This window comes from Streptomyces sp. NPDC052773 (genome assembly GCF_044547145.1).
Classification (GTDB): domain Bacteria; phylum Actinomycetota; class Actinomycetes; order Streptomycetales; family Streptomycetaceae; genus Streptomyces.
In genome coordinates, this window is the sequence record NZ_JBITZX010000015.1 from 1 (window position 1) to 25,728 (window position 25,728).

A 25,728-nucleotide genomic window follows, 5' to 3' on the forward strand; every position below is an offset into this window, starting at 1 on the left:
GCCCGGTTACATTCCGAACCCGGAAGCTAAGCCTTACAGCGCCGATGGTACTGCAGGGGGGACCCTGTGGGAGAGTAGGACGCCGCCGAACAATTCTTCAAAGGGTTGGACCCTGAACTTCGGTTCCGGGTCCAACCCTTTTTTGTTGTCCGTCACTTGAAGTTCACGTGGCGCAACCACCATCCGCAGCATGGGTACTGCTGCAATGCTCAGGGCCGCCGGCGTCGGAGTCGGTGACGAGGTCGTCGTACCGGCCTTCGGGAACGTCGAAGTCGCCGAAGCGGTGACCCAGGCCGGTGCGCTCCCGGTGTTCGCCGACATAGATCCGGCGACCTACTGCCTCGACCCCTCCGCGGTCGAGGCCGCCATAACTCCCCGGACCGGGGCCGTCGTTGTCGTCCATCGCTTCGGGCGGCCGGCCGATGTGGTGCGGATGCACGCGCTCGGTCAGCGGCACGGGCTGCTGGTGCTGGAACAGGGCGAGTCGGAGGCGCCGTACGACGAGATAGCCCAGCGGCGGCAGCGGGCCGGGTATCTCGACGCGCGGTTGAAGGGTGTGCGGACGCCGGAGGGCGGGGTCGGGCACACCTATCAGCAGTACGTCGTGCGGGTGCCGGGGAACGGGCGGCCGGACCGGGACGCCTTCGCACGGGCCGTACGGGCCAAGGGAGTTGTCTGCCGGGTGCCGGTGAAGACGCCCGTGCACCGGCTGCCGGGGTTCCGGCAGTGCGTGGCGTTGCCGGAGACCGAGCGGGCCGCCGACGAGACGCTGGCGCTGCCGGTGGACGCCTCTCTGACCAAGCGGGACATGCAGCGGATCGTGTCCGCGTGCAACGCGCTCGGAGGGCTTTTGCAGCCCGCCTTCTGATCGGTTTTGGAGCACGGGTCTGTTCGGGGTATGATCTATTCCGTTGCCGCGAGGGAAACCTCGAAAAAGCGACAGGCCCCTATAGCTCAGTCGGCAGAGCGTCTCCATGGTAAGGAGAAGGTCAACGGTTCGATTCCGTTTGGGGGCTCAGAGGAAAAGGCCTCCGCCCTTTCGGGCGGGGGCCTTTTGTCGTTGTCCGGCTGTTGTCCAGCCGTGGTCCGGGCCGCTGGGGCCCGGACCGTTTCAGGCGTTCTGGAGACCGGGGACGCGCATCGCCAGGATGGCCATGTCGTCGGACGGGGCGTCGGAGGCGAAGCGTTCCACGGCGCGCATGATGCGGGCCGCGACCGCGCCCGCCGTGAGGCCGGTGCAGGTGGTGAGGACGTCGGCGAGGCCGTCGTCGCCCAGCATGCGGGAGCCCTCGCGGCGTTCGGTGACGCCGTCCGTGACGCACAGCAGGACGTCGCCGGGGTCGAGGGTGACGGTCTGCTCGTAGAGCTCCAGGTCCTCCAGGACACCGAGGAGCGGCTGGGGTTCCGCTGCCGCCTCGACCGTGCCGTCCTGGCGCAGGCGCAGCGGGAGGGGGTGGCCGGCGCAGACGACCTTCAGTTCGGCGCTGCCGTCGTCCTGGGGGCGCAGCTCGCCGTAGAGCAGGGTCAGGAAGCGGCTGCGGGCGCCCTCGTCGAGGATGGCGGAGTTCAGGCGCTCGAGGACTGCGGGGCCGCTGAGGCCTTCCCGGGCGAGCAGGCGCAGCGCGTGCCGGGCGAGGCCGGTGACGGCGGCGGCGTTCGGGCCCGTACCGCAGACGTCGCCGATGGCGAAGCCGTAGACGCCGTCGCGGATGGGGAAGACGTCGTAGAAGTCGCCGCCGACCTCGTTGCCCTCGCCGGCGGCGCGGTAGATGACCTCGACCTCGACGCCGTCGATCTGCGGGTACTCCGGCGGGAGGAGGCTGCGCTGGAGGGACTGGCTGATGGCCGTGCGCTCGGAGTAGAGGCGGGCGTTGTCGAGGGCGAGGGCGGCTCGGCGGGACAAGTCCTCGGCGAGTTCCAGGATTTCCTGGCGGAAGTGTTCGTCGGTGGGCTTGCCGAGGGTCAGCATGCCGATGACGCGGTTGCGGGCGACGAGCGGCAGGACGACGGTCTCGCCGCCGACGGCGGCGGCCGTGGCGAGGGTGGGGCCGATGCCCGAGCTGACCGTCGCCGGTTCGCCGAGGCCGAGGCTGCGCATGGAGGAGCGGAGCGCGGCCTGGTGGGCGGCCTCGGCGGGGGCGGACCAGACGCGGGCGCCGGGGGTGGGGACCGGGTCCGGCGGGGGGATCTTCGACAGCAGCGACTTGATGCCGTCGATGAGTTCCTCGTCCTCGTGCAGGACGTACGAGAGGTACGGCTCCGAGGCCTGGTCGGCGATCGTGTAGACGGCGCACCAGGTGGCGAGGGTGGGGACCGTCATCTGGGCCATGAGGGCCAGGGTCTGGTCGCGGTCGAGGGTGCCGGCGAGGAGGTCGGAGGCCTCGACGAGGAAGCTCAGGGAGCCGCGGCGGAGGCGTTCGAGTTCGCCGAGGCGGGCGGATTCGACGGCCAGGGCGATGCGGTCGGCCGCGAACTGGAGGCGGAGGGCTTCCTCGTTGCTGTACCGGCCGGGGGCCTCGGCGGCGACGCCGAGGGAGCCGGTGAGGCGGCCCTCGACCTTGAGGGGGACGGTGACGACCGAGCGCATGCCGGTGCCGTTGAGGAGCGGGACCGCGCCGGGGACGGCCGTGAGGTCGTCGTGGACGGCGGGCATCCGGGCGGAGCCGTAGCGGCCGGGGCCCGCCTCGACGGGGACGCGGGCGAAGCGCTGGCGGGCGGAGGGCAGGCCGGTGGAGGCGCGGACCTCGAGTTCCGTCTCGTCGTCGGTGGCGAGCAGGAGGAAGGCGGAGTCGCCGTCGAGCATGTCGCGGGCGCGTTCCACCGTGCGCTGGAGGAGGCCGTCGAGGTCGTCCGGGGCGGGGGAGCCGATGAAGATCTCGAAGGGGTCGGAGCTCTGTCCCTCGCCGGCGGGCGGGGCGTCGGGGGAGACGTGGCGCAGCGGTGTCTGGAGGACGGCGCGTTCGTGGTCGCGTACGAGGAGGCAGACCGTGGAGGGTTCGCCGGCGGTGTCGCGGACGCGGAGGTGGGAGGCGTATACGGGGACGACCCGGCCGGAGGCGTCGCGGATGCCGTAGCTGCCCTCCCAGCGGGAGAGCTGGAGGGCTTCGGCGATGCCGGTGCTGGTGCCCGGGGTGTGCGGCCAGGCGGCGAGGTCGGTGAGGGGTTTGCCGGTGACGAGGTCGGCCTGGTAGCCGAAGAGTTCCTCGGCGTCCTCGTTCCACGCGGTGATGGCGCCGGTGCGGTCGATCTGGATGACGGCGACGCGGACGCGGCCGTCGGCGAGCGGCAGCAGGTCGGCGGGGAGGGAGGGGCCCGCGGTGCGGGTGCCGACCGCGCGTTCGGGGAGGGTGAGCTGGAACCAGACGTTCTTGTGGGTGGGGGTGTACTCCACGCCCCAGCGGGCGGCGAGGGCCGCGCAGAGCTGGAGACCGCGGCCGCCCTCGCGGTCGGGGCTGCTCATGGTGACGGCCGCGCTCTGGAGGGGGACCTCGCGTTCCGGGTAGCGGTCGGCGACCTCGATGCGGACGCCGTCCTCGGTGCGCAGGCACAGGACGTCGGCGGCGGTGCCGGCGTGGACGACGGCGTTGGTGACCAGCTCGCTGGTGAGGACGACGGCGTCGTCCACGATGTCGGCGCAGCCCCAGCCCTGGAGGGTGTCGCGGACGAAGGAGCGGGCGGACGCGACAGAACGCCCCACGGGGTCGAAGCTGGCGGCCGCGCGCGCGGTGATCACGGAACTCCTCGACCTGCTTTCGTCGTGCCGGGCCCCGGGGCCGTCCGGCGCGGGCTCGGGCTCATGCCGGGTCTGGGGCGGCAGGCCGCCCGTCGGCCGGGGGTCCGGGGGCTGTCCCCCGGGGATCAGTCCGGTGGTCATGTGTGCGGCCGCCCCTCCATGCCCGCTCGTTCTCGTGCCACCGCCCAGGCCGGACGGACCGGCGTGGCTGGACAGCCGGATGCAAGGTTACTTACCTTCGCGGTCCATGCGGATGCCGGTCTGCAGTGTTTCCGTCCGGAGGGTGTGCGGACGGTGTGCGAAGCTGCCGAACTGTTATGGCCTGGTTGGGCCGGGGTGAAACACTGGGCAGGCTTCTGGTTGTGGTTCGGGCAGGCCGCGTGTGATCCGTCGGGGCGGGGCAGCAGCCCTGGGTACGGCGTGGTGTGGCCTGGCGGGACCGTGCGGGAGCGAGTGGTACGCCGAAGCACCGGCAGCAGCAGCACCCGAGCACAGCAGTAATGGTCGACCCTTGCGGGAGGGACACAGTGGAGTCTGGCGCAGCGACGCGGGGCACGAAGACGCGCGCGAAGGGCGGACCGTCCCTGGGCAAGCGGCGCAACGCGCCGAGCGGGAGCACCACCGAGGTGGACACCGCTGCCCTGAACCGGTTGCTGGCGGCCCTGGTGGCCATGCGTGACGGGAATTTCCGCAGGCGGCTCACGGTGTCCGGGGACGGCGTGATGGCGGAGATCGCGGCGGTCTTCAACGAGGTGGCGGACCGCAATCTCCATCTCACGGGTGAGCTGTCGCGGGTGCGGCGGGTGGTCGGTCGTGAGGGAAAGCTCACGGAGCGGCTGGAGACCGGGGCCTGCGAGGGCTCGTGGGCGGCGGCGATCGACGCCTCGAACGCGCTGGTGGACGATCTGGTCTGGCCGGTGTCGGAGGTCAGCCGGGTGCTGTCGGCGGTGGCCGAGGGTGATCTGTCGCCGCGGATGGATCTGCGGACGCAGGCGCCGGACGGGACGGGGCATCCGCTGCGCGGGGAGTTCCTGAAGGTCGGGCGGACGGTGAACAACCTGGTCGACCAGTTGTCGACGTTCACCGACGAGGTCACGCGGGTGGCCAGCGAGGTCGGGACCGAGGGCAAGCTGGGCGGGCAGGCGCGGCTGCGCGGTATGTCGGGTTCGTGGAAGGACCTGACGGAGTCCGTCAACACGATGGCGCACCGGCTGACCGCGCAGGTGCGGGACATCGCGCTGGTGACGACCGCGGTCGCCAAGGGTGATCTGTCCCGGAAGGTCACGGTTCACGTGGCCGGCGAGATGCTGGAGCTGAAGAACACCGTCAACACGATGGTGGACCAGCTGTCGGCGTTCTCCTCCGAGGTGACGCGGGTCGCGCGCGAGGTGGGCACGGAGGGCGAGCTGGGCGGTCAGGCCCAGGTGCCCGGGGTGGACGGCGTGTGGAAGGAACTCACCGATTCGGTGAACACCATGGCCGGCAACCTGACGGCCCAGGTGCGGGGCATCGCGGAGGTGACGACCGCGGTCGCCAACGGTGATCTGTCCCGCAAGGTGACCGTGCAGGCGCGCGGTGAGGTGGCGCAGCTCGCCGAGACCATCAACCAGATGACCGAGACGCTGCGGATCTTCGCGGACGAGGTCACGCGCGTGGCCAACGAGGTCGGCGCGGAGGGGCGGCTCGGCGGGCAGGCGAACGTGCCGGGCGCGGCCGGGACGTGGAAGGACCTGACGGACTCGGTGAACACCGTGTTCCGGAACCTGACCACTCAGGTGCGGGACATCGCCGCGGTGACGACGGCGGTGGCGAACGGCGATCTGTCGCAGAAGGTCACGGTGGACGTGGCCGGGGAGATGCTGGAGCTGAAGAACACCGTCAACGGGATGGTGGACCAGCTCTCCGCGTTCGGTTCCGAGGTCACGCGCGTCGCGCGGGAGATCGGTGACGAGGGTGAGCTGGGCGGTCAGGCGCAGGTGCCGGGCGCGGCGGGCACCTGGAAGGACCTGACGGACTCCGTCAACACGGCGTTCCGGAATCTGACCGGACAGGTGAGGAACATCGCGCAGGTCACCACGGCGGTGGCCAACGGTGACCTCTCGCAGAAGGTCACGGTGGACGTCTCCGGCGAGATGCTCCAGCTGAAGAACACCGTGAACACGATGGTGGACCAGCTGTCGTCGTTCGCCGACCAGGTCACGCGGATGGCGCGGGAGGTCGGCACCGAGGGCCGGCTCGGCGGTCAGGCGCAGGTGCCGGGCGTGTCCGGGACGTGGAAGGAGCTGACCGACTCGGTCAATTCCATCACCGGCAATCTGACCGCGCAGGTGCGGCAGATCGCGCAGGTGACGACCGCGGTGGCGCGCGGTGACCTGTCGCAGAAGATCACCGTGGACGCGCGCGGCGAGATCCTGGAGCTGAAGAACACCATCAACACGATGGTCGACCAGCTGTCCGCGTTCGCCGACCAGGTGACCCGGGTGGCCCGCGAGGTGGGCACGGAGGGCCGGCTGGGAGGTCAGGCGCAGGTGCCGGGCGTCGCCGGTGTGTGGCGTGATCTGACCGACTCGGTGAACGGCATGGCCGGGAACCTGACGGCGCAGGTGCGGCAGATCGCGCAGGTCGCGACCGCGGTGGCGCGCGGTGATCTGTCGCAGAAGATCACCGTGGACGCGCGCGGGGAGATCCTGGAGCTGAAGAACACGCTGAACACGATGGTCGACCAGCTGTCGTCGTTCGCGGAGGAGGTCACCCGCGTCGCCCGCGAGGTGGGCACCGAGGGCAAGCTGGGCGGTCAGGCCGAGGTGCAGGGGGTGTCCGGCACCTGGAAGGACCTCACCCAGTCGGTGAACTTCATGGCGAACAACCTGACCGTGCAGGTGCGTAGCATCGCCGACGTCACCACCGCGGTCGCCAAGGGCGATCTGTCGAAGAAGATCACGGTCGACGCCAAGGGCGAGATCCTGGAGCTGGTGACCACCGTGAACACGATGGTGGACCAGCTGTCGAGCTTCGCCGAGCAGGTGACCCGGGTGGCCCGCGAGGTGGGCACCGAGGGCATCCTGGGCGGCCAGGCGCACGTGCCGGGTGTCACCGGCATCTGGAAGGACCTCAGCGACAACGTCAACCTGATGGCGAAGAACCTCACCATGCAGGTGCGGAACATCTCGCAGGTCGCGGCGGCGGTCGCCAACGGTGACCTGACGCGGACGGTGACGATCGAGGCGCGCGGTGAGGTGGCGCAGCTCGCCGACACCTTCAACACCATGGTGAAGACGCTGAGTTCGTTCGCCGAGCAGGTCACCAAGGTGGCCCGTGAGGTGGGCACGGACGGCATCCTCGGCGGGCAGGCGCACGTGCCGGGTGTGGCGGGCACGTGGAAGGACCTCACCGAGTCGGTGAACCAGATGGCGTCCAACCTGACCGGTCAGGTGCGCAACATCGCCATGGTGACCACGGCCATCGCCAAGGGTGACCTGACGAAGAAGATCGACATCGATGCGCGCGGTGAGATCCTGGAGCTGAAGACGACCATCAACACGATGGTCGACCAGCTGTCCTCTTTCGCCGAGGAGGTCACCCGCGTGGCCCGTGAGGTGGGCACGGAGGGCCAGCTGGGCGGTCAGGCGCGGGTGCGGGACGTGGACGGCACCTGGCGGGACCTGACCGAGTCCGTGAACGAGATGGCCGGGAACCTGACCCGGCAGGTGCGGGCCATCGCCCGCGTGGCGACCGCGGTGACCCGCGGCGACCTGAACCTGAAGATCGACGTGGACGCCTCGGGCGAGATCCAGGAGCTTCAGGACTACATCAACAAGATGATCGCCAACCTGCGCGACACCACGATCGCCAACAAGGAGCAGGACTGGCTGAAGGGCAACCTGGCCCGGATCTCGGCGCTGATGCAGGGCCGCCGCGATCTGGAGGACGTGGCCTCGCTGATCATGAGCGAACTGACGCCGGTGGTCTCCGCGCAGCACGGCGCGTTCTTCCTGGCGATGCCGCTGGCCGACGACCAGGATCTGGGCGGTGAGAACGACGACCAGTACGAGCTGCGCATGCTCGGGTCGTACGGCTACTCGATGGGCTCCATGCCGACGTCGTTCCGGCCGGGCGAGGCGCTGGTCGGCACGGCAGCCAAGGAGAAGCGGACCATCCTGGTCGAGAACGCGCCGAGCGGCTATCTGAAGATCTCCTCCGGACTCGGTGAGGCGCCGCCCGCGCAGGTCATCGTGTTGCCGGTGCTGTTCGAGGGCACGGTGCTCGGCGTCATCGAGCTGGCCTCGTTCACGCCGTTCACGCAGATCCAGAAGGACTTCCTCAACCAGATCGCCGAGATGATCGCGACCAGCGTCAACACCATCTCCGTCAACACCAAGACGGAGGTGCTGCTGAAGCAGTCGCAGGAGCTGACCGAGCAACTGCGCGAGCGGTCCGCCGAGTTGGAGAACCGGCAGAAGGCGCTCCAGGCGTCCAACGCCGAACTCGAGGAGAAGGCCGAGCTGCTGGCCCAGCAGAACCGCGACATCGAGGTGAAGAACACCGAGATCGAGGAGGCGCGGCAGGTCCTGGAGGAGCGCGCCGAGCAGCTCGCGGTGTCGATGCGCTACAAGAGCGAGTTCCTGGCGAACATGTCGCACGAGCTGCGGACGCCGCTGAACTCGCTGCTGATCCTGGCCAAGCTGCTCGCCGACAACGCGGACGGCAATCTGACGCCGAAGCAGGTCGAGTTCGCGGAGACGATCCACGGCGCCGGGTCCGACCTGCTTCAGCTGATCAACGACATCCTCGATCTGTCGAAGGTCGAGGCGGGCAAGATGGACGTCTCGCCGACGCGGATCGCGCTGGTCCAGCTCGTCGACTACGTGGAGGCCACCTTCCGGCCGCTGACCGCGGAGAAGGGCCTGGACCTGTCGGTGCGGGTCTCGCCGGAGCTGCCGGCCACCCTGCACACCGACGAGCAGCGCCTCCTCCAGGTGCTGCGCAACCTGCTGTCGAACGCGGTGAAGTTCACCGACTCCGGCTCGGTGGAGCTGGTGATCCGGCCCGCGCGGGACGACGTTCCGCAGGCGATCCGGGAGCAGCTGCTGGAGGCCGGTTCGCTGACCGACCCGGACGCTGAGCTGATCGCCTTCTCGGTGACCGACACCGGGATCGGGATCGCGGCGAGCAAGATGCGGGTGATCTTCGAGGCGTTCAAGCAGGCGGACGGCACCACCAGCCGCAAGTACGGCGGTACGGGCCTGGGCCTGTCCATCTCGCGGGAGATCGCGCAGCTGCTCGGCGGTGAGATCCACGCACAGAGCGAGCCGGGCCGCGGTTCGACGTTCACGCTCTATCTGCCGCTGCACCCGGGCGAGCTGCCGCCGCACGGCTACCCGCAGGCGATGCCGTCGGCGGGCGAGCCGCTGGCGCTGGAGCCGGGGCAGGCGGACCAGGCGATCGAGACGCCGGCCGAGGTGAAGTCGTACCACGAGACGCAGAACGGCGCGGCCGCGCTCTTCCGGCGCCGGCGCCGGGCCTCGATCACCCAGCACCCGATCACGACGCCCGAGCACTGGTCGCCCGCCGACCAGGAGAGCGCGCCGCAGACGCAGCAAGGGGTCCGGTTCAACGGCGAGAAGGTGCTGATCGTCGACGACGACATCCGCAACGTGTTCGCACTGACCAGCGTCCTGGAGCAGCACGGCCTGTCGGTGCTGTACGCAGAGAACGGCCGTGAGGGCATCGAGGTGCTGGAGCAGCACGACGACGTGGCGGTCGTCCTGATGGACATCATGATGCCCGAGATGGACGGGTACGCCACGACGACGGCGATCCGCCGGATGCCGCAGTTCGCCGGGCTGCCGATCATCGCGCTCACCGCGAAGGCGATGAAGGGCGACCGGGAGAAGGCGATCGAGTCCGGTGCGTCCGACTATGTCACCAAGCCGGTCGACCCCGATCACCTGCTGACCGTGATGGAGCAGTGGATGCGCGGTGAGTGATGCTCGCGCAGGTCGTGCACCGGGCGTGTGTGCGGATGTGGCGGAACGTGTGAGAGTTCACGGGCGTTCGCCGACTCGGTGTGGCGGAGACCGTGTGGACGTACGCGATTCTGGGAACCCTCCGGTCTCCCGCCGCGTTTCCGCTACGTGCACAGTGACATCGCGGTGACAGGGTGTGGCGACAGGCGGGGTGCGGCTACGATGACCGGCACGAGGACGGGCGGCGTAACGGAGTCGTCCCCTGGGGCGGCGCCCGGTGCACTGCCGGGGCGAGGAGGGCGGGCCATGGTGCAGAAGGCCAAGATCCTCCTGGTCGATGACCGGCCGGAGAATCTGCTGGCGCTGGAGGCGATCCTCTCTGCGCTCGATCAGACGCTGGTGCGGGCATCGTCCGGGGAGGAAGCGCTCAAAGCACTGCTCACGGACGATTTCGCGGTCATTCTGCTGGATGTCCAGATGCCGGGCATGGACGGTTTCGAAACCGCCGCCCACATCAAGCGGCGCGAGCGGACGCGGGACATCCCGATCATCTTCCTCACCGCGATCAACCACGGACCGCATCACACCTTCCGCGGGTACGCGGCGGGCGCGGTGGACTACATCTCCAAGCCGTTCGACCCGTGGGTGCTGCGCGCGAAGGTCTCGGTCTTCGTCGAGCTGTACATGAAGAACTGCCAGCTCAGGGAGCAGGCGGCGCTGCTGCGGCTCCAGTTGGAGGGCGGCGGCAAGGGCGCGGTCGGCAGCGGCAAGGAGGCCGCCGGACTGCTCGCGGAGCTGTCCGCCCGGCTCGCGGCGGTCGAGGAGCAGGCCGAGGCGCTGTCCAAGCAACTGGACGACGAGTCGGCGGACGCGGCCGTGGTGGCCACGGCCGCGCATCTGGAGCGCAAGCTGACCGGGCTGCGACGGGCGCTGGACGCGCTGGAGCCGGGCACCGGCGGGGTGTCGTCGGTGCCCTCACAGGGCTGATCCTTCCGGCGCGGAACTGACGGCTCCGCGGGGGCTGTTGGCTTGCCGGCGGGTCGGCTCGGGTGGGCGTGGGCTCTCTCGGGCGGCCGAGGGCCGTACCGTCGCGCGGGCGATGCCGGGGGTGCTGCCGTGGTGCGGCCGGTCCCGGGTGGTGCCGGGCGGCGGTGCGGCGAGGCCGTGGCCCATGCCCTCGGAGGCGGTGGCCGTCGCCCGTGAACTTGCGTCAGTTTCCGTACCGCGCAAGGGCGACACGAACGGGTGAAGCAGGAGGCACACGTGTCCCCTGTCGGCTCCCCCGGTAACCTCACACCTATGGCCTCACGTCCCTCCGCAGCCAAGAAGCAGCCCGCGAAGAAGGCGGTCGCTCCCGCGAAGGCTCCGGCGAAGAAGGCCGCTGCGAAAAGGGCCCCCGTGAAGAAGGCTCCGGCCAAGAAGGCGCCCGCAAGGAAGGCCGCGGCGAAGAAGGCCGCGCCGCCGAGACCCGCGCCCAGCCCGACCGGGGGCCTGTACCGGATCGTCCGCGCGGTGTGGCTCGGCCTCGCGCACGCTGTCGGCGCCGTCTTCCGCGGCATAGGGCAGGGCGCGAGGAACCTCGACCCGGCGCACCGCAAGGACGGCGTCGCCCTGCTGCTGCTCGCCCTCGCGCTGATCGTCGCCGCGGGCACCTGGTCGAACCTGCGCGGCCCCGTCGGCGACCTCGTCGAGATCATCGTGACGGGCGCCTTCGGGCGGCTCGACCTGCTCGTGCCGATCCTGCTCGCGGTGATCGCCGTACGGTTCATCCGCCACCCCGAGCAGCCCGAGGCCAACGGCCGGATCGTGATCGGCCTGTCCGCGCTGCTCATCGGCGTGCTCGGGCAGGTCCACATCGCCTGCGGCTCGCCCGCGCGCAGCGACGGCATGCAGGCCATACGGGACTCCGGCGGCCTCATCGGCTGGGCCGCGGCGACCCCGCTGACGTACACCATGACCGAGGTGCTGGCCGTACCGCTGCTGGTGCTGCTGACCCTCTTCGGCCTGCTGGTGGTCACCGCGACGCCGGTCAACGCGATCCCGCAGCGGCTGCGGCTGCTCGGCGTGCGGCTGGGCCTGGTCCGCGATCCCGAGCCGGACGTGTTCGAGGCGTACGGCGACGACGAGCGCTACGACGAGCAGTGGCGCGAGGCGCTGCCCGCGCGCCCGCGCCGACGGGGGCCCGCCCCGGAGCTGTACGACCCGGACAGCGCGGAGCAGGAAGCCCTGTCGCGGCGCCGCGGCCGGCCCCGGCGCGCCGCGGTGCCGCAGCCGGAGCCGGACCGGCAGATGGACGCCGTGGACGTGGCCGCTGCCGCCGCCGCGGCGCTGGACGGGGCCGTGCTGCACGGCATGCCCCCGTCGCCGGTGGTCGCCGACCTGACCCAGGGTGTGCGGACCGAGGACCGCGAGCCGACCACATCGACTCCGACTCCGACTCCGACTCCGACGCCGGTGCCGGCCGCGCGGCCCCAGCAGGAGCAGCTGAAGCCGGCGGTCCCCGACCTCACCAAGACGCCCCCGAGCAAGCCCCGCGACCTGCCGGCCCGCGCGGAGCAGCTCCAGCTGTCCGGCGACATCACCTACGCCCTGCCGTCGCTGGACCTTCTCACGCGCGGCGGGCCCGGCAAGGCGCGCAGCGCCGCCAACGACGCGATCGTCGAGGCGCTGACCACCGTCTTCACCGAGTTCAAGGTCGACGCGCGGGTCACCGGCTTCACGCGCGGGCCGACGGTCACGCGCTACGAGGTCGAGCTGGGCCCCGCCGTGAAGGTCGAGCGGATCACCGCGCTGACCAAGAACATCGCGTACGCCGTCGCCAGCCCGGACGTGCGGATCATCAGCCCGATCCCCGGCAAGTCCGCGGTCGGCATCGAGATCCCGAACACCGACCGGGAGATGGTGAACCTCGGCGACGTGCTGCGGCTCGCGGAGTCGGCGGAGGACGACGACCCGATGCTGGTCGCCTTCGGCAAGGACGTCGAGGGCGGATACGTCATGCACTCGCTGGCGAAGATGCCGCACATGCTGGTCGCGGGCGCCACCGGCTCCGGCAAGTCGTCCTGCATCAACTGCCTGATCACCTCGATCATGATGCGGGCGACCCCGGAGGACGTGCGGATGATCCTGGTCGACCCCAAGCGGGTCGAGCTGACCGCCTACGAGGGCATCCCGCACCTGATCACGCCGATCATCACCAACCCGAAGCGGGCCGCCGAGGCGCTCCAGTGGGTCGTACGGGAGATGGACCTCCGGTACGACGACCTGGCGGCGTACGGCTACCGGCACATCGACGACTTCAACCGCGCGGTGCGTGAGGGGAAGGTCAAGCCGCCGGAGGGCAGCGAACGCGAGCTGCAGCCGTATCCGTATCTGCTGGTGATCGTGGACGAGCTGGCCGACCTGATGATGGTGGCGCCGCGGGACGTCGAGGACGCGATCGTGCGCATCACGCAGCTCGCGCGCGCGGCGGGCATCCACCTGGTGCTGGCCACCCAGCGGCCGTCCGTGGACGTCGTCACCGGGCTCATCAAGGCGAACGTGCCCTCCCGGCTCGCCTTCGCCACCTCCTCGCTGGCCGACTCGCGGGTCATCCTCGACCAGCCGGGCGCCGAGAAGCTGATCGGCAAGGGTGACGGGCTGTTCCTGCCGATGGGCGCGAACAAGCCGACCCGTATGCAGGGCGCCTTCGTGACCGAGGAGGAGGTCGCGGCCGTCGTCCAGCACTGCAAGGACCAGATGACGCCCGTCTTCCGGGACGACGTCGTCGTCGGGACCAAGCAGAAGAAGGAGATCGACGAGGACATCGGCGACGACCTCGACCTGCTGTGCCAGGCGGCCGAGCTGGTCGTCTCCACGCAGTTCGGGTCGACCTCGATGCTCCAGCGCAAGCTGCGGGTCGGCTTCGCCAAGGCCGGGCGGCTGATGGACCTGATGGAGTCCCGGAACATCGTCGGGCCGAGCGAGGGCTCCAAGGCGCGGGACGTGCTGGTGAAACCGGACGAGCTGGATGGCGTGCTCGCCATGATTCGTGGGGAGTCTGAAGCGTAGGGAGACGGTGGCGCGGTGGTCCCGCGGGTGGGACGCGATACTCCGGTTGCATGATCGTGACTCACCCGTAAGGGAACGGTGAGCAACCGTTTCCCTTCGGCGTACGTCAAGTTGAGGGAAGCGAAAACCGTGTACCCGACCGTCGGGATGACCGGCCATTCCGATGGCGTACAAAGTCCTACCGCCCGGTTGCCCCACCCTTTCGCACCCCCCCTAGACTGAACCTCCAGCAGGTGGCTACACGCTCGAAAGGCGCCCCCGTGTCCATCGGCAACTCCCCTGAAGACGAGCGTCCGTTCGATGACGTAACCGACGTTTCCGACGTTCCCGAGAAGCCCCGCACCCCCATCGGCCGTGCCCTGCAGCAGGCCCGTATCGCGGCCGGGCTGACCGTCGACGACATCAGTGCCGCCACCCGCGTCCGGATCGCGATCGTGCACGCGATCGAGGCCGATGACTTCGCCCCCTGTGGCGGGGACGTCTACGCCCGCGGCCACATCAGGACCCTGGCCAAGGCCGTCCACCTGGATCCGGCGCCGCTGATCGCGCAGTACGACGCCGAGCACGGCGGCCGGCCGGCGCCCACCCCTGCCGCACCCCTGTTCGAGGCGGAGCGCATCCGCCCGGAACGGCGGGGCCCGAACTGGACCGCGGCCATGGTCGCCGCGATCGTCGCCGTGGTCGTCTTCGTCGGGTTCACCGTGTTCAGCGGCGACTCCGACAGCGGCGCCGAGGCCCAGGTGGCGGAGGGCGCCACGCCGACGCAGAGCAAGACCTCCTCGCCCGGCGCCGGCGACGGCAAGACCTCCGTCCCGAAGTCGGACCCGACCGAGAGCGCCATCGCCGCCGCCCCGCAGGACAAGGTCACGGTGCAGGTCAGCGCGGTCGACGGGCGCAGCTGGATCTCGGCCAAGGACCACAGCGGCCGACTGCTCTTCGACGGGCTGCTCAAGCAGGGTGACTCCAAGACCTTCCAGGACAGCTCCAAGATCAACCTGGTGCTCGGTGACGCGGGCGCCATCCAGCTCTATGTGAACGGCAAGAAGATCGAGGACGACTTCCAGCCGGGCGCCGTCGAGCGGCTGACGTACACCAAGGGCGACCCCCAGGTCGGATAAGCGTCCGCATCAGGGGAAGCCGGTACGGGGTTGGCCAAGATCGGTCAACCCCGTCGACGTGGGGTGTCCGTGGGACGAAGTAGTCTTGAGCCCATGCCTGAACGCCGTACCGTCGCACTGGTCACCCTTGGCTGCGCCCGTAACGAGGTGGACTCGGAGGAGCTGGCAGGCCGTTTGGAGGCGGACGGCTGGCAGCTCGTCGAGGACGCAGCGGAAGCCGATGTCGCCGTGGTCAACACCTGTGGCTTCGTCGACGCCGCCAAGAAGGACTCCGTCGACGCGCTGCTGGAGGCGAACGACCTCAAGAACCACGGCAAGACCCAGGCCGTGGTCGCGGTCGGCTGCATGGCCGAGCGGTACGGCAAGGAGCTGGCCGAGGCCCTGCCCGAGGCCGACGGCGTGCTCGGCTTCGACGACTACGCCGACATCTCCGACCGCCTCCAGACCATCCTCAGCGGCGGCATCCACGCCGCCCACACCCCGCGCGACCGGCGCAAGCTGCTGCCGATCAGCCCGGCCCAGCGCCAGGAGTCCGCGGCGGAGGTCGCCCTTCCGGGGCACGCTCCCGCCGACCTCCCGGAGGGCGTGGCCCCCGCCTCCGGCCCCCGCGCGCCGCTGCGCCGGCGGCTGGACGGCTCCCCGGTCGCCTCGGTGAAGCTGGCCTCCGGCTGCGACCGGCGCTGCACCTTCTGCGCCATCCCGTCCTTCCGCGGCTCCTTCATCTCCCGCCGCCCGAGCGACGTGCTCAACGAGACGCGGTGGCTGGCCGAGCAGGGCGTGAAGGAGATCATGCTGGTCTCCGAGAACAACACCTCCTACGGCAAGGACCTGGGCGACATCCGCCTGCTGGAGTCCCTGCTGCCCGAGCTGGCCGAGGTCGACGGCATCGAGCGGGTGCGGGTGAGTTACCTGCAGCCCGCCGAGATGCGCCCCGGCCTGATCGACGTGCTGACCTCCACCCCCAAGGTCGCCCCCTACTTCGACCTCTCCTTCCAGCACTCGGCCCCGGACGTGCTGCGCGCGATGCGCCGCTTCGGTGACACCGACCGCTTCCTGGAGCTGCTGGACACCATCCGGAGCAAGGCTCCCGAGGCCGGTGTGCGTTCGAACTTCATCGTCGGCTTCCCCGGCGAGACCGAGGCCGACCTGGCCGAGCTGGAGCGCTTCCTGAACAACGCGCGGCTGGATGCCATCGGCGTCTTCGGTTACTCCGACGAGGAGGGCACCGAAGCCGCGACGTACGACAACAAGCTCGACGAGGACGTCGTCGCCGAACGCCTGGCCCGGGTCTCCCGGCTGGCCGAGGAGCTGGTCTCGCAGCGCGCCGAGGAGCGCGTGGGCTCGACCGTGCGCGTCCTGGTCGAGTCGGTCGACGAGGCGGAGGGCGTCTACGGCCGTGCGGCGCACCAGGCGCCCGAGACGGACGGACAAGTGCTGCTGACGAGCGGCGAGGGCCTCAGCGTCGGTCTTATGGTCGAGGCGAAGGTGGTCGGTACCGAGGGTGTCGACCTGGTGGCCGAGCCGCTGGCGGGCCATCCCGGAGGCAGTGAGGAGGCGGGCAGATGACCGGAGTGCCGGCGGCCGCGGGCGGTCCCGCCCGGGCGAACGGCGCGGCTGCGGCCTCCGCCCAGGGTCCGGGGGCGGCCGGTGGCGCCGCCCAGGGGCCGGGTGCCGCCCAGGGTTCGGGTGCCGGCGGGGTCCGGGGTGCCGGTGTCGCCGCGTCCTCGATGGCGGGGGGTTCCGGGGATGCGTCGGGTGCTTCCGGGGGTGCGTCGGGGAACGCGGCCGGGAGTGCGGCGCGGGGTACGGCCGGGGGCGCGTCGGGGGGCGCGGCCGGGCGGGTGTCCGGCGGTGCGGCCGGGGGTACGTCCGAGGGCGCGTCCAGGGGTGCGTCGGGAAGTGCTGCCGGGGATGTGACCGGGAGCGCGTCGGGAGGCGCGGCCGGGGGTGCGCGGCCCGCGCGGGGCGGCAAGATCGCGGCTGCCGCGGTGAACCAGGCCAGCGTCTGGAACATCGCCAACCTGCTGACCATGCTCCGGCTGGTCCTGGTGCCGGCCTTCGTCATGCTGATGCTGGCCGACGGCGGGTACGACCCGGCGTGGCGCTCGCTCGCCTGGGCGGCCTTCGCCATCGCCATGATCACCGACCTCTTCGACGGCCACCTCGCGCGCGCCTACAACCTCGTCACCGACTTCGGGAAGATCGCCGACCCCATCGCCGACAAGGCGATCATGGGAGCGGCGCTGATCTGTCTCTCGGCGCTCGGCGACCTGCCGTGGTGGGTGACGGCCGTCATCCTCGGGCGTGAGGTCGGAATCACCCTGCTGCGTTTTCTGGTCATTCGCTACGGGGTCATCCCGGCGAGCCGGGGCGGCAAGCTCAAGACCCTCACCCAGGGCGTGGCCGTCGGGATGTACGTGCTGGCGCTGACCGGGTGGCTGGCCACCCTGCGCTTCTGGGTGATGGCCGCGGCGGTCGTTTTGACCGTGGTGACCGGTCTGGACTATGTGAGACAAGCCATTGTGCTGCGCAGGCGGGGAATCGCCGAGCGCAAGGCCGCGTTGGAGGAGACGGAAGGGTGAGGTCCACGGCCGCCGACATCGCCGCCGACGTGGTGCGACTACTCGGAGTGAGGGGCGAGACGGTCGCCGTCGCCGAGTCGCTGACCGGTGGACTGGTCGCCGCGGAGCTCACGGCGGTTCCGGGAGCGTCCAAGGTGTTCCGGGGCTCGGTGACGCCGTACGCCACGGAGCTGAAGCACCGGCTGCTGGGCGTCGACGCCACTCTGCTGGCTCAGCACGGGGCGGTGAACCCGCAGGTCGCGGCCCAGATGGCGGCGGGAGTGCGGAAGGCGCTGAGCGCCGACTGGGGCATCGCGACCACCGGGGTCGCCGGCCCCGACCCTCAGGACGGGCAGCCCGTGGGGACGGTTTTCGTGGGCCTCGACGGGCCGTGCGACCCTGGTTCCGGTTCCGCCGGTGGCGGAAAAGTGGAGCCGCTGCGGTTGAACGGCGACCGCGCGGAAATTCGTATGGAGAGTGTACGGAGCGTACTCGCACTCCTCCTGAAGGAGCTTGCGAGCGAACAGACCGGGAATGAGCGGGCACAGGATACGGAAAAGAACGGGGGGTTTTGATGTTTGCAGCCCTGAGTGAACACGACATCGCTCCCCGCACGGCCGCGGCGCGAGGCGGTACGGTGGGGCGTGAAGGATGCGGCTACGCGGTCCGAGGAGGGAGCCACCGATGATTCTGCTCCGTCGCCTGTTGGGTGACGTGCTGCGTCGGCAGCGCCAGCGCCAGGGCCGTACTCTGCGCGAAGTCTCCTCGTCCGCCCGAGTCTCGCTCGGCTATCTCTCCGAGGTGGAGCGGGGGCAGAAGGAGGCTTCCTCCGAACTGCTCGCCGCCATCTGCGACGCGCTGGACGTACGGATGTCCGAGCTGATGCGGGAAGTGAGCGACGAGCTCGCCCTCGCCGAGCTGGCCCAGTCCGCTGCGGCCACCCCCAGTGAATCTGTGCCCACGCCGGTTCGTCCGATGCTGGGCTCCGTTTCGGTGACCGGCGTGCCACCGGAGCGGGTGACCATCAAGGCGCCCGCCGAAGCGGTGGACGTGGTCGCCGCGTAGGTGCGGTGCGACGCTGAACAAGGTCGTGTGACGTGTGAGCCCCGGCCGGGGCTTCTCCGGGAGATCCCGGGGGAGGTGGTCGGGGTTTTCGCGTATCCGGGTGGGCGGGGTGGTGGAGTGGCGGTCAGCGCCGTCCGCGTCGGCTTCGTCGGCGTGGTGAGTTGTTTGCTCCGTTTGCCGGATATCGGTGATCCGGTCATCGTGGAGATGCCACGACCGGGTGAGCCAACGGAGGTGCGGATGAACGTCGTCAAGAGCCCGCTGTCCGAGACGGACCTGAAGACCGTCGCCGACTCCTTGCAGGGTGCCCTCGTCGACCTGGTCGACCTGGCGCTGGTGGCGAAGCAGGTCCACTGGAACGTCGTGGGACCACGTTTCCGGTCCGTGCACCTTCAGCTGGACGAGGTCGTGGACACCGCGCGGACGCACTCCGACACCGTCGCCGAGCGGGCCTCCGCGCTGGGCGTCTCCCCGGACGGGCGGGCCGCGACGGTGGCCTCCGGCAGCGGGATCGGCGAGGTCCCCGGGGGCTGGGTCAAGGACGAGGACGCGGTACGGGTGCTCGTGGCCGCGCTGGGGGCGGTGATCACCCGGATGCGGGAACGGGTGCAGAACACCGCCGAACCCGACCCGGTGTCGCAGGACATCTTCATCCAGATCACCGCGGACCTCGAGAAGCATCACTGGATGTTCCAGGCGGAGAACGTGTGACGCGCGGTGGGTGAGTGGTGCGCCTGTGTGTCGGTGGTGCGCCCTCCCCGCGCTGAGAGTGGCCGTCTAGCGTCGGCCCGGTCGGGGTGAGACGGCGTTCTGGCGTCGGGCTGGAGGTGGCGGCCATGGCGGGGCGGATAGTGCGCTGGGGGGCCGTGCTGGGGCTCGGGGTGGTGTGGTGGTGGGCCGTGCTGCGGGTGGCGGTCACGCCGGACGCGGGGGCGGTTGAAGGGACTGTCGCGGCGGGGGGATGGGGGCTGAGTCTGCTTCCGGTGCACACCGTGTCCAAGGCGCGGGCCGTGGGGGCGGTCGCCACGGGGCGGTGGCGGGCGGCTTGGCGGGGGGTGGGTGAGTCGGGGGCGGGGGCGGAGGCAGATGCGCCGGGTCCGGGTGCGGGGTCGGATGTGAGTTCTGCGGCGGGTTCCAGTTCGGGTCCACAGCCGGGATCATCTGACGGAACGTGAAAGTCGGGCGAGCGGACCTGATGGTCCGTCAATTGGTGGGGCGGCGGTGTGGCTGCGGGGCCGGGCCGGTCTGGCAGGTGGGACACCAATAGGTGGGGCGCTCGCGGGAGCCGTCGCCCTGGTCGGCGACCCGGACGGGGGTGCCGCAGCGCAGACAGGGGCGGGGCGCGCGGCCGTAGACGTACAGATCCTGGCCGCGGCGGCCCGTCGTACTGCGGACCGGGCGGTCGCGGTTCGCCTCCAGCAGCTTCTTGGCGAGGTCCGCGAGCCGGGCGGCGCGGTCGGCGGGGAGGGCGCCGACGGGCAGCCACGGTGTTGCGCCCAGCAGGAAGCACAGCTCGCTCTTGAACACGTTGCCGATGCCGGCCAGGTTGCGCTGGTCCAGCAGGGCCTCGCCGAGCGGGCGGGCCGGGTCCGCGAGGAGGTTGGCGAGGGCGCGGTCGGGATCCCAGTCCGGGCCCAGCAGGTCCGGGCCGAGGTGGCCTACGGCGCGGTCCTCGTCGGCCGTGCGGAGCAGTTCCAGCACGGGGAGGCGGTAGCCGACGGCCGTGCGGTCGGCGGTGCCGAGGATCGCGCGGATCTGGTGCGCCGGGCCGCCGGTCCAGCGCTCACCGGCCGCGTACACCTTCCAGGAGCCGTCCATCCGCAGATGCGAGTGCAGGGTGAGACCGCCCTCGATGCGGGTGAGGATGTGCTTGCCGCGGGGGGTGACGTCGAGGACGCCGCGGCCGGTGAGGTCGGTGGTGGCATACCGGGGGACGCGCAGGTCGGAGCGGGTCAGCACCTTGCCGGCGAGGGCGGCGTGCAGCCGGCTCGCGGCCTGCCAGACCGTGTCTCCTTCGGGCATGGCTCAAGGGTGGCACGAGGCGGTGGCGACCGGGCGGGTGTGTCAGGCCCGCAGCCGCAGGCCTCTGGGCGTGGCGATGAAACCCGCTCCTTCCAGGAGGCTGCCCACGGGTGAGGTCAGGGCCTGGGCGCCGTTGATCCGTTCGACGGTGACCGTGCCGAGGGAGCCCGCGCGGGCGGCCTCGGCGAGGGCCTCGGCGGCGGCGCGCAGCCGGTGGTCGTCTGAGGGGTCGGTGTCCGGCTCGGTGGGCCAGGCCAGCAGGGTCTTGCCGCCGCGCTCCATGTAGATCACCAGGTCGCCCTCGACGAGGACGACGAGCGAGCCCGCCTTGCGGCCCGGCTTGTGGCCCGCGTCGGTGGGCGGGTCGGGCCAGGGCAGGGCCGCGCCGTAGGCGTTCGCCGGGTCGGCGGCGGCGAGGACGACGGCGCGGGGGGTGGGGGTGGTGCGGTGGATTCCGGGGGTGCCGTAGTTGCCGAGGGTTCCGGGGGCGCCGGGGGCTCCGGGGGTTCCGTAGTTGCCGGGGGCGCGGCGGCCGGAGCCCGGGGTGTACGGCGGGCGGCCGCCGTTCTGCCAGGTGGGGGCCGGCGGGGCCGGGTCGCGCGGGGAGGCGTACTCGCGCGGCGCCGGGTGGCCGGCCGGGGTGTCGAACGGGTCGGCTCCGTCCGGGGTGCCGTACCAGGAGGCCGAGTGGTCCTCGAAGGGGCCCAGGGGGTGGGCGCCGTCGAGGAAGTCGGCGGTGGCGCCGTCGATGCCGACAGGGGTGCCGGTGCCGGGGCGGGAGCCGGGGCCCGTGCCGGGGAGGCCGGGGGTGCCGTGGGTGAAGTCGGCGTCGGGGCGGCCGGCGTTGCGCTCGCGGGCGTTCGCCACCGCGCGGAGGCGGTCCACCGCGCCGTCCATGGCGAACTGGGCGGCGCCCAGGCCCTCCACCACATAGCCGCGCCGGGCCTGGCCGCTCTCCTCGAAGGCGGACAGGATGCGGTACGTCGCCGAGAAGCCGCCCTCGACGCCCTCCGCGGCCACCGCGCCCCGGGTCACCACCCCGTGCCGGTCGAGCAGGGTGCGGGCCAGGGCGTGGGCGCGGACCGTGGTGTCGGGCTCGCGCTGCGGGAGCAGGGACCAGCGGCCGGCGACGGTCGGGGGACCGCTGCGGGACGCCGGGCGGGCGGCGGCGGTCAGGGAGCCGTAACGCCCGCGCGGGACCGCGCGCTTGGCACGGTGGGCGGTGGAGCCGGCGGTGCGGCCGGAGCCGAGCAGGGCGCGCATCGGGGCGAGCGTGTCGTTGGTCAGCCGCCCGGACCAGGCCAGGTCCCAGAGGGCGTCGGCCAGTTGCGGGTCGGTGACCTCCGGGTGGGTGGTCGCGCGGACCTGGTCGGCGATCTGGCGGAAGAACAGGCCGTAGCCACCGGAGAGGGTGTCCAGGACGGACTGGTGAAGCGCCGTCAGCTCCAGCGGGTGCGGGGGCGGCAGGAGCAGCGGGGCCGCGTCCGCGAGGTACAGGGAGACCCAGCCGTCCTTGCCGGGCAGGGCGCCCGCGCCGGCCCATACGACCTCTCCGGCGGCGGTGAGTTCGTCGAGCATCGCCGGGGCGTAGCCGGTCACCCGGGACGGCAGGACCAGTTTCTCCAGGGCGGACGCGGGCACCGAGGCGCCCTGCAACTGCTCGATGGCGCGCACCAGTCCGTCGATGCCGCGCAGGGTGTGGCCCTGGCCGATGTGCTGCCACTGGGGGAGGAACTGGGCGAGAGCGGGCGGGGGCACCGGCTCCAGTTCGTGCCGCAGCGCGGCGAGGGACCGACGGCGCAGCCGGCGCAGGACGGCCGCGTCGCACCACTCCTGGCCGATGCCGGCCGGATGGAACTCGCCCTGGACGATCCGTCCGGAGGCCGCGAGCCGTTGCAGGGCGCCGTCGGTGACCGCCACGCCGAGGCCGAAGCGGGCCGCCGCGGTGGCGGAGGTGAACGGGCCGTGGGTGCGGGCGTAGCGAGCGAGGAGGTCGCCCAGGGGGTCCTTCACCGGTTCGGTGAAGGCCTCCGGGACGCCGACCGGGAGGGCCGTGCCGAGGGCGTCGCGCAGGCGGCCCGCGTCCTCGATCGCCGCCCAGTGGTCGGCGCCGGCGATGCGGACGCGGATCGCGCGGCGGGCGCCGGCCAGCTCCTGGGCCCACTGGGGTTCGGCGCCCCGCTCGGCCAGTTCGGCGTCGGTGAGGGGGCCGAGGAGCCGCAGCAGGTCGGCGACGCCCTCGACGTCCTTGACGCGGCGGTCCTCGGTGAGCCACTGGAGTTCCTGCTCCAGTTCGGTCAGCACCTCCGCGTCGAGCAGTTCGCGCAGCTCCGCCTGGCCCAGCAGCTCGGCCAGCAGGCGGGAGTCCAGCGACAGGGCGGCGGCGCGGCGCTCGGCGAGCGGTGAGTCCCCCTCGTACAGGAACTGGGCGACGTAACCGAAGAGCAGGGAGCGGGCGAAGGGGGACGGCTCGGGGGTGGTGACCTCGACCAGACGGACCTTGCGGGACTCCAGGTCGCCCATCAGCTCAACGAGCCCGGGGACGTCGAAGACGTCCTGGAGGCATTCGCGGACCGCCTCCAGGACGATCGGGAACGAGCCGAACTCGCTCGCCACCTGGAGCAGCTGCGAGGCGCGCTGGCGCTGCTGCCACAGCGGGGTGCGCTTGCCGGGGTTGCGGCGCGGCAGCAGCAACGCGCGGGCGGCGCACTCGCGGAAGCGGGCCGCGAAAAGGGCCGAGCCGCCGACCTGGTCGGTGACGATCTGGTCGATCTCGCCCTTGTCGAAGACGACGTCGGCCGCGCCGACCGGCGCCTGCTCCGTGTCGTACTCCGTCCCCGCCTTCATGGGCTCCTGGTCGAGCAGGTCCATGCCCAGCAGGTCCGCGTCGGGCAGGCGCAGCACGATGCCGTCGTCGGCGTGCATCACCTGGGCGTCCATGCCGTACCGCTCGGAGAGCTTGGCGCCGAGGGCGAGCGCCCACGGGGCGTGGACCTGGGCGCCGAAGGGGGAATGCACGACGACCCGCCAGTCGCCGAGTTCGTCACGGAAGCGCTCCACGACGATCGTGCGGTCGTCCGGGACGTGACCGCAGGCCTCGCGCTGCTCGTCCAGGTAGGAGAGCACGTTGTCGGCGGCCCAGGCGTCCAGGCCCGCCGCGAGCAGACGAAGACGCGCGTCGTCCTTGGGGAGCGAGCCGACCTCGCGCAGGAACGCGCCCACCGCGCGGCCCAGCTCCAGCGGGCGGCCCAGCTGGTCGCCCTTCCAGAAGGGCAGCCGGCCCGGGACGCCGGGGGCCGGGGAGACGAGGACACGGTCGCGGGTGATGTCCTCGATACGCCAGGAGCTGGTGCCCAGGGTGAAGACATCCCCCACGCGGGACTCGTACACCATCTCCTCGTCCAGCTCGCCGACCCGGCCGCCGCCCTTCTTGGGGTCGGCTCCGGCCAGGAAGACGCCGAAGAGTCCCCGGTCCGGGATGGTGCCGCCGGAGGTGACGGCGAGGCGCTGGGCGCCGGGGCGGCCGGTGACGGTGCCGGCGACGCGGTCCCACACCACGCGCGGGCGCAGCTCGGCGAAGGCGTCGGACGGGTAGCGGCCGGCGAGCATGTCGAGGACCGCGGTGAACGCCGACTCCGGGAGCGAGGCGAAGGGGGCGGCGCGGCGGACGGTGGCGAGCAGGTCGTCAACCTGCCAGGTGTCCATCGCCGTCATCGCCACCAGCTGCTGGGCCAGCACGTCCAGGGGGTTGGCGGGGATCTTCAGGGACTCGATCGCGCCGGTGCGCATGCGCTCGGTGACGACGGCCGCCTGGACCAGGTCGCCGCGGTACTTCGGGAAGACCACACCGGTCGAGACCGCGCCGACCTGGTGTCCCGCGCGGCCGACGCGCTGCAGGCCGGAGGCCACGGAGGGCGGGGACTCCACCTGGACGACCAGGTCGACCGCGCCCATGTCGATGCCGAGTTCGAGGCTGGAGGTGGCCACGACGGCGGGCAGACGGCCGGCCTTCAGGTCCTCCTCGACCAGGGCGCGCTGCTCCTTGGAGACCGAGCCGTGGTGGGCGCGCGCGATGACGGGCGGGGCGCCGTGGGCGGCGCCCGAGCCGCCCATCAGCTCGGCGGGGGAGTGGTGCTCGTCCAGGGACTGGCCGGTGGCCCGCTCGTACGCGATCTCGTTGAGGCGGTTGCACAGGCGCTCGGCGAGGCGGCGGGAGTTGGCGAAGACGATGGTCGAGCGGTGGGACTGGACGAGATCGGTGATCCGCTCCTCGACATGCGGCCAGATGGAGGGCCGCTCGCCGCCCTCCGTGCCCTCGGCGACCGGGGAGCCGCCCAGCTCGCCCAGGTCCTCGACCGGGACGACCACCGACAGGTCGAACTCCTTGCCGGACTTCGGCTGGACGATCTCCACCTTGCCGCGCGGGGACAGGAAACGGGCGACCTCGTCGACCGGGCGGACGGTGGCCGACAGGCCGATACGGCGGGCCGGCCTCGGCAGCAGCTCGTCCAGGCGCTCCAGGGACAGTGCCAGATGGGCCCCGCGCTTGGTGCCGGCCACCGCGTGCACCTCGTCGAGGATCACCGTCTCCACGCCTGTCAGCGCGTCCCGCGTGGCCGAGGTCAGCATCAGGAACAGGGACTCGGGAGTGGTGATCAGGATGTCCGGCGGGCGCGTGGCCAGGGCGCGGCGCTCGGCGGCGGGGGTGTCGCCGGAGCGGATGCCGACCTTGACCTCCGGTTCCGGCAGGCCGAGGCGGACGGCCTCCTGGCGGATGCCGGTGAGCGGGCTGCGCAGGTTGCGCTCGACGTCGACGGCCAGGGCCTTCAGCGGGGAGACGTACAGGACGCGGCAGCGCTTCTTCGGATCCGCCGGCGGGGGTGTGGAGGCGAGCTGGTCCAGGGCGGCGAGAAAGGCGGCCAGGGTCTTGCCGGACCCGGTGGGGGCGACCACCAGGACGTCCGAGCCCTCGCGGATGGCTTTCCAGGCGCCCGCCTGAGCGGCCGTGGGCGCGGAGAAGGCACCCGCGAACCAGCCGCGGGTCGCGGGGGAGAACCCGTCCAGGGCTCGGTGTCGGGAGCTGGCCATGCGTCCATCCTGCACCCCGCCACTGACAATGCGCCTGACCTGGGCTTTTCCGGCGTTCCTCGGCGGGACTGCCCGGATCCGAGTGATCTGTCTCACGCACTGTCACAGCGGCCGACGAGGCGGTG

At 71.5% G+C, this 25,728-nt stretch carries 13 protein-coding genes, 1 tRNA gene and 1 rRNA gene; 12 read left to right on the forward strand and 3 right to left on the reverse strand.

Annotation, left to right across the window (positions count from 1 at the left end; all coding sequences use genetic code 11):
- The 3 genes from rrf to ACIG0D_RS27885 all read left to right on the forward strand — a co-directional run.
- Window positions 1–91, forward strand: a 5S ribosomal RNA gene (rrf, locus tag ACIG0D_RS27875); the annotation flags it as partial.
- A 114-nt stretch (window positions 92–205) separates the two neighbouring features.
- The gene (locus tag ACIG0D_RS27880) at window positions 206–868 is read left to right on the forward strand and encodes a DegT/DnrJ/EryC1/StrS family aminotransferase (protein WP_399806393.1); all 663 of its coding nucleotides are present in this window, start codon (window positions 206–208) and stop codon (window positions 866–868) included.
- A gap of 75 nt (window positions 869–943) precedes the next feature.
- A tRNA-Thr gene (locus ACIG0D_RS27885) sits at window positions 944–1,016 on the forward strand.
- A gap of 95 nt (window positions 1,017–1,111) precedes the next feature.
- Here the strand turns inward: ACIG0D_RS27885 and ACIG0D_RS27890 are convergent.
- Entirely contained in the window at window positions 1,112–3,874 is a 2,763-nt protein-coding gene (locus ACIG0D_RS27890) for a SpoIIE family protein phosphatase (protein WP_399806109.1), read from the reverse strand.
- A gap of 386 nt (window positions 3,875–4,260) precedes the next feature.
- Between ACIG0D_RS27890 and ACIG0D_RS27895 the strand changes: the two genes are divergently transcribed.
- From ACIG0D_RS27895 to ACIG0D_RS27935, 9 genes are all read left to right on the forward strand, one after another.
- Window positions 4,261–9,720, forward strand: coding sequence for a HAMP domain-containing protein (locus tag ACIG0D_RS27895; protein ID WP_399806111.1), 5,460 nt, complete (start codon window positions 4,261–4,263; stop codon window positions 9,718–9,720).
- A 285-nt stretch (window positions 9,721–10,005) separates the two neighbouring features.
- Window positions 10,006–10,686, forward strand: coding sequence for a two-component system response regulator (locus ACIG0D_RS27900; protein WP_166002632.1), 681 nt, complete (start codon window positions 10,006–10,008; stop codon window positions 10,684–10,686).
- A 312-nt stretch (window positions 10,687–10,998) separates the two neighbouring features.
- Window positions 10,999–13,749 (forward strand): DNA translocase FtsK, encoded by a 2,751-nt coding sequence (locus ACIG0D_RS27905; protein ID WP_399806114.1) that lies wholly within the window; start codon window positions 10,999–11,001, stop codon window positions 13,747–13,749.
- A 260-nt stretch (window positions 13,750–14,009) separates the two neighbouring features.
- Window positions 14,010–14,867: a helix-turn-helix domain-containing protein gene (locus ACIG0D_RS27910; RefSeq protein ID WP_399806116.1), complete on the forward strand. Its 858-nt coding sequence runs from the start codon at window positions 14,010–14,012 to the stop codon at window positions 14,865–14,867.
- Between the two features lie 93 nt (window positions 14,868–14,960).
- Entirely contained in the window at window positions 14,961–16,433 is a 1,473-nt protein-coding gene (gene rimO, locus ACIG0D_RS27915; protein WP_399806118.1) for a 30S ribosomal protein S12 methylthiotransferase RimO, read from the forward strand.
- A gap of 161 nt (window positions 16,434–16,594) precedes the next feature.
- Window positions 16,595–17,449, forward strand: a complete 855-nt coding sequence (gene pgsA / locus ACIG0D_RS27920; RefSeq protein WP_399806395.1) for a CDP-diacylglycerol--glycerol-3-phosphate 3-phosphatidyltransferase — start codon at window positions 16,595–16,597, stop codon at window positions 17,447–17,449.
- Window positions 17,446–18,003, forward strand: coding sequence for a CinA family protein (locus tag ACIG0D_RS27925; RefSeq protein ID WP_365762378.1), 558 nt, complete (start codon window positions 17,446–17,448; stop codon window positions 18,001–18,003). Before pgsA ends, ACIG0D_RS27925 begins: the two co-directional genes overlap by 4 nt.
- A gap of 109 nt (window positions 18,004–18,112) precedes the next feature.
- The gene (locus tag ACIG0D_RS27930; RefSeq protein WP_166002636.1) at window positions 18,113–18,493 is read left to right on the forward strand and encodes a helix-turn-helix domain-containing protein; all 381 of its coding nucleotides are present in this window, start codon (window positions 18,113–18,115) and stop codon (window positions 18,491–18,493) included.
- A 240-nt stretch (window positions 18,494–18,733) separates the two neighbouring features.
- A complete protein-coding gene (locus tag ACIG0D_RS27935) occupies window positions 18,734–19,204 on the forward strand; it encodes a DNA starvation/stationary phase protection protein (RefSeq protein ID WP_365762376.1) in 471 nt (156 codons plus the stop codon).
- A gap of 492 nt (window positions 19,205–19,696) precedes the next feature.
- Here the strand turns inward: ACIG0D_RS27935 and ACIG0D_RS27940 are convergent, their stop codons facing one another.
- Together ACIG0D_RS27940 and ACIG0D_RS27945 are read right to left on the reverse strand one after the other, a co-directional pair.
- Window positions 19,697–20,515 (reverse strand): Fpg/Nei family DNA glycosylase, encoded by an 819-nt coding sequence (locus ACIG0D_RS27940; protein ID WP_399806121.1) that lies wholly within the window; start codon window positions 20,513–20,515, stop codon window positions 19,697–19,699.
- A gap of 42 nt (window positions 20,516–20,557) precedes the next feature.
- Window positions 20,558–25,603, reverse strand: coding sequence for an ATP-dependent helicase (locus tag ACIG0D_RS27945; protein WP_399806123.1), 5,046 nt, complete (start codon window positions 25,601–25,603; stop codon window positions 20,558–20,560).
- Window positions 25,604–25,728 lie beyond the last annotated feature (125 nt).

Excerpts from the sequence above, each read along its gene's own strand:
- ACIG0D_RS27945 (WP_399806123.1), bottom strand. The coding sequence starts at position 25,603 with ATGGCCAGCTCCCGACACCGAGCCCTGGACGGGTTCTCCCCCGCGACC.
- rimO (WP_399806118.1), top strand. The coding sequence starts at position 14,961 with ATGCCTGAACGCCGTACCGTCGCACTGGTCACCCTTGGCTGCGCCCGT.
- ACIG0D_RS27890 (WP_399806109.1), bottom strand. The coding sequence starts at position 3,874 with ATGACCACCGGACTGATCCCCGGGGGACAGCCCCCGGACCCCCGGCCG.
- ACIG0D_RS27935 (WP_365762376.1), top strand. The coding sequence starts at position 18,734 with ATGAACGTCGTCAAGAGCCCGCTGTCCGAGACGGACCTGAAGACCGTC.
- ACIG0D_RS27940 (WP_399806121.1), bottom strand. The coding sequence starts at position 20,515 with ATGCCCGAAGGAGACACGGTCTGGCAGGCCGCGAGCCGGCTGCACGCC.
- pgsA (WP_399806395.1), top strand. The coding sequence starts at position 16,595 with ATGGCGGGGGGTTCCGGGGATGCGTCGGGTGCTTCCGGGGGTGCGTCG.
- ACIG0D_RS27880 (WP_399806393.1), top strand. The coding sequence starts at position 206 with ATGCTCAGGGCCGCCGGCGTCGGAGTCGGTGACGAGGTCGTCGTACCG.
- ACIG0D_RS27930 (WP_166002636.1), top strand. The coding sequence starts at position 18,113 with ATGATTCTGCTCCGTCGCCTGTTGGGTGACGTGCTGCGTCGGCAGCGC.
- ACIG0D_RS27900 (WP_166002632.1), top strand. The coding sequence starts at position 10,006 with ATGGTGCAGAAGGCCAAGATCCTCCTGGTCGATGACCGGCCGGAGAAT.
- ACIG0D_RS27905 (WP_399806114.1), top strand. The coding sequence starts at position 10,999 with ATGGCCTCACGTCCCTCCGCAGCCAAGAAGCAGCCCGCGAAGAAGGCG.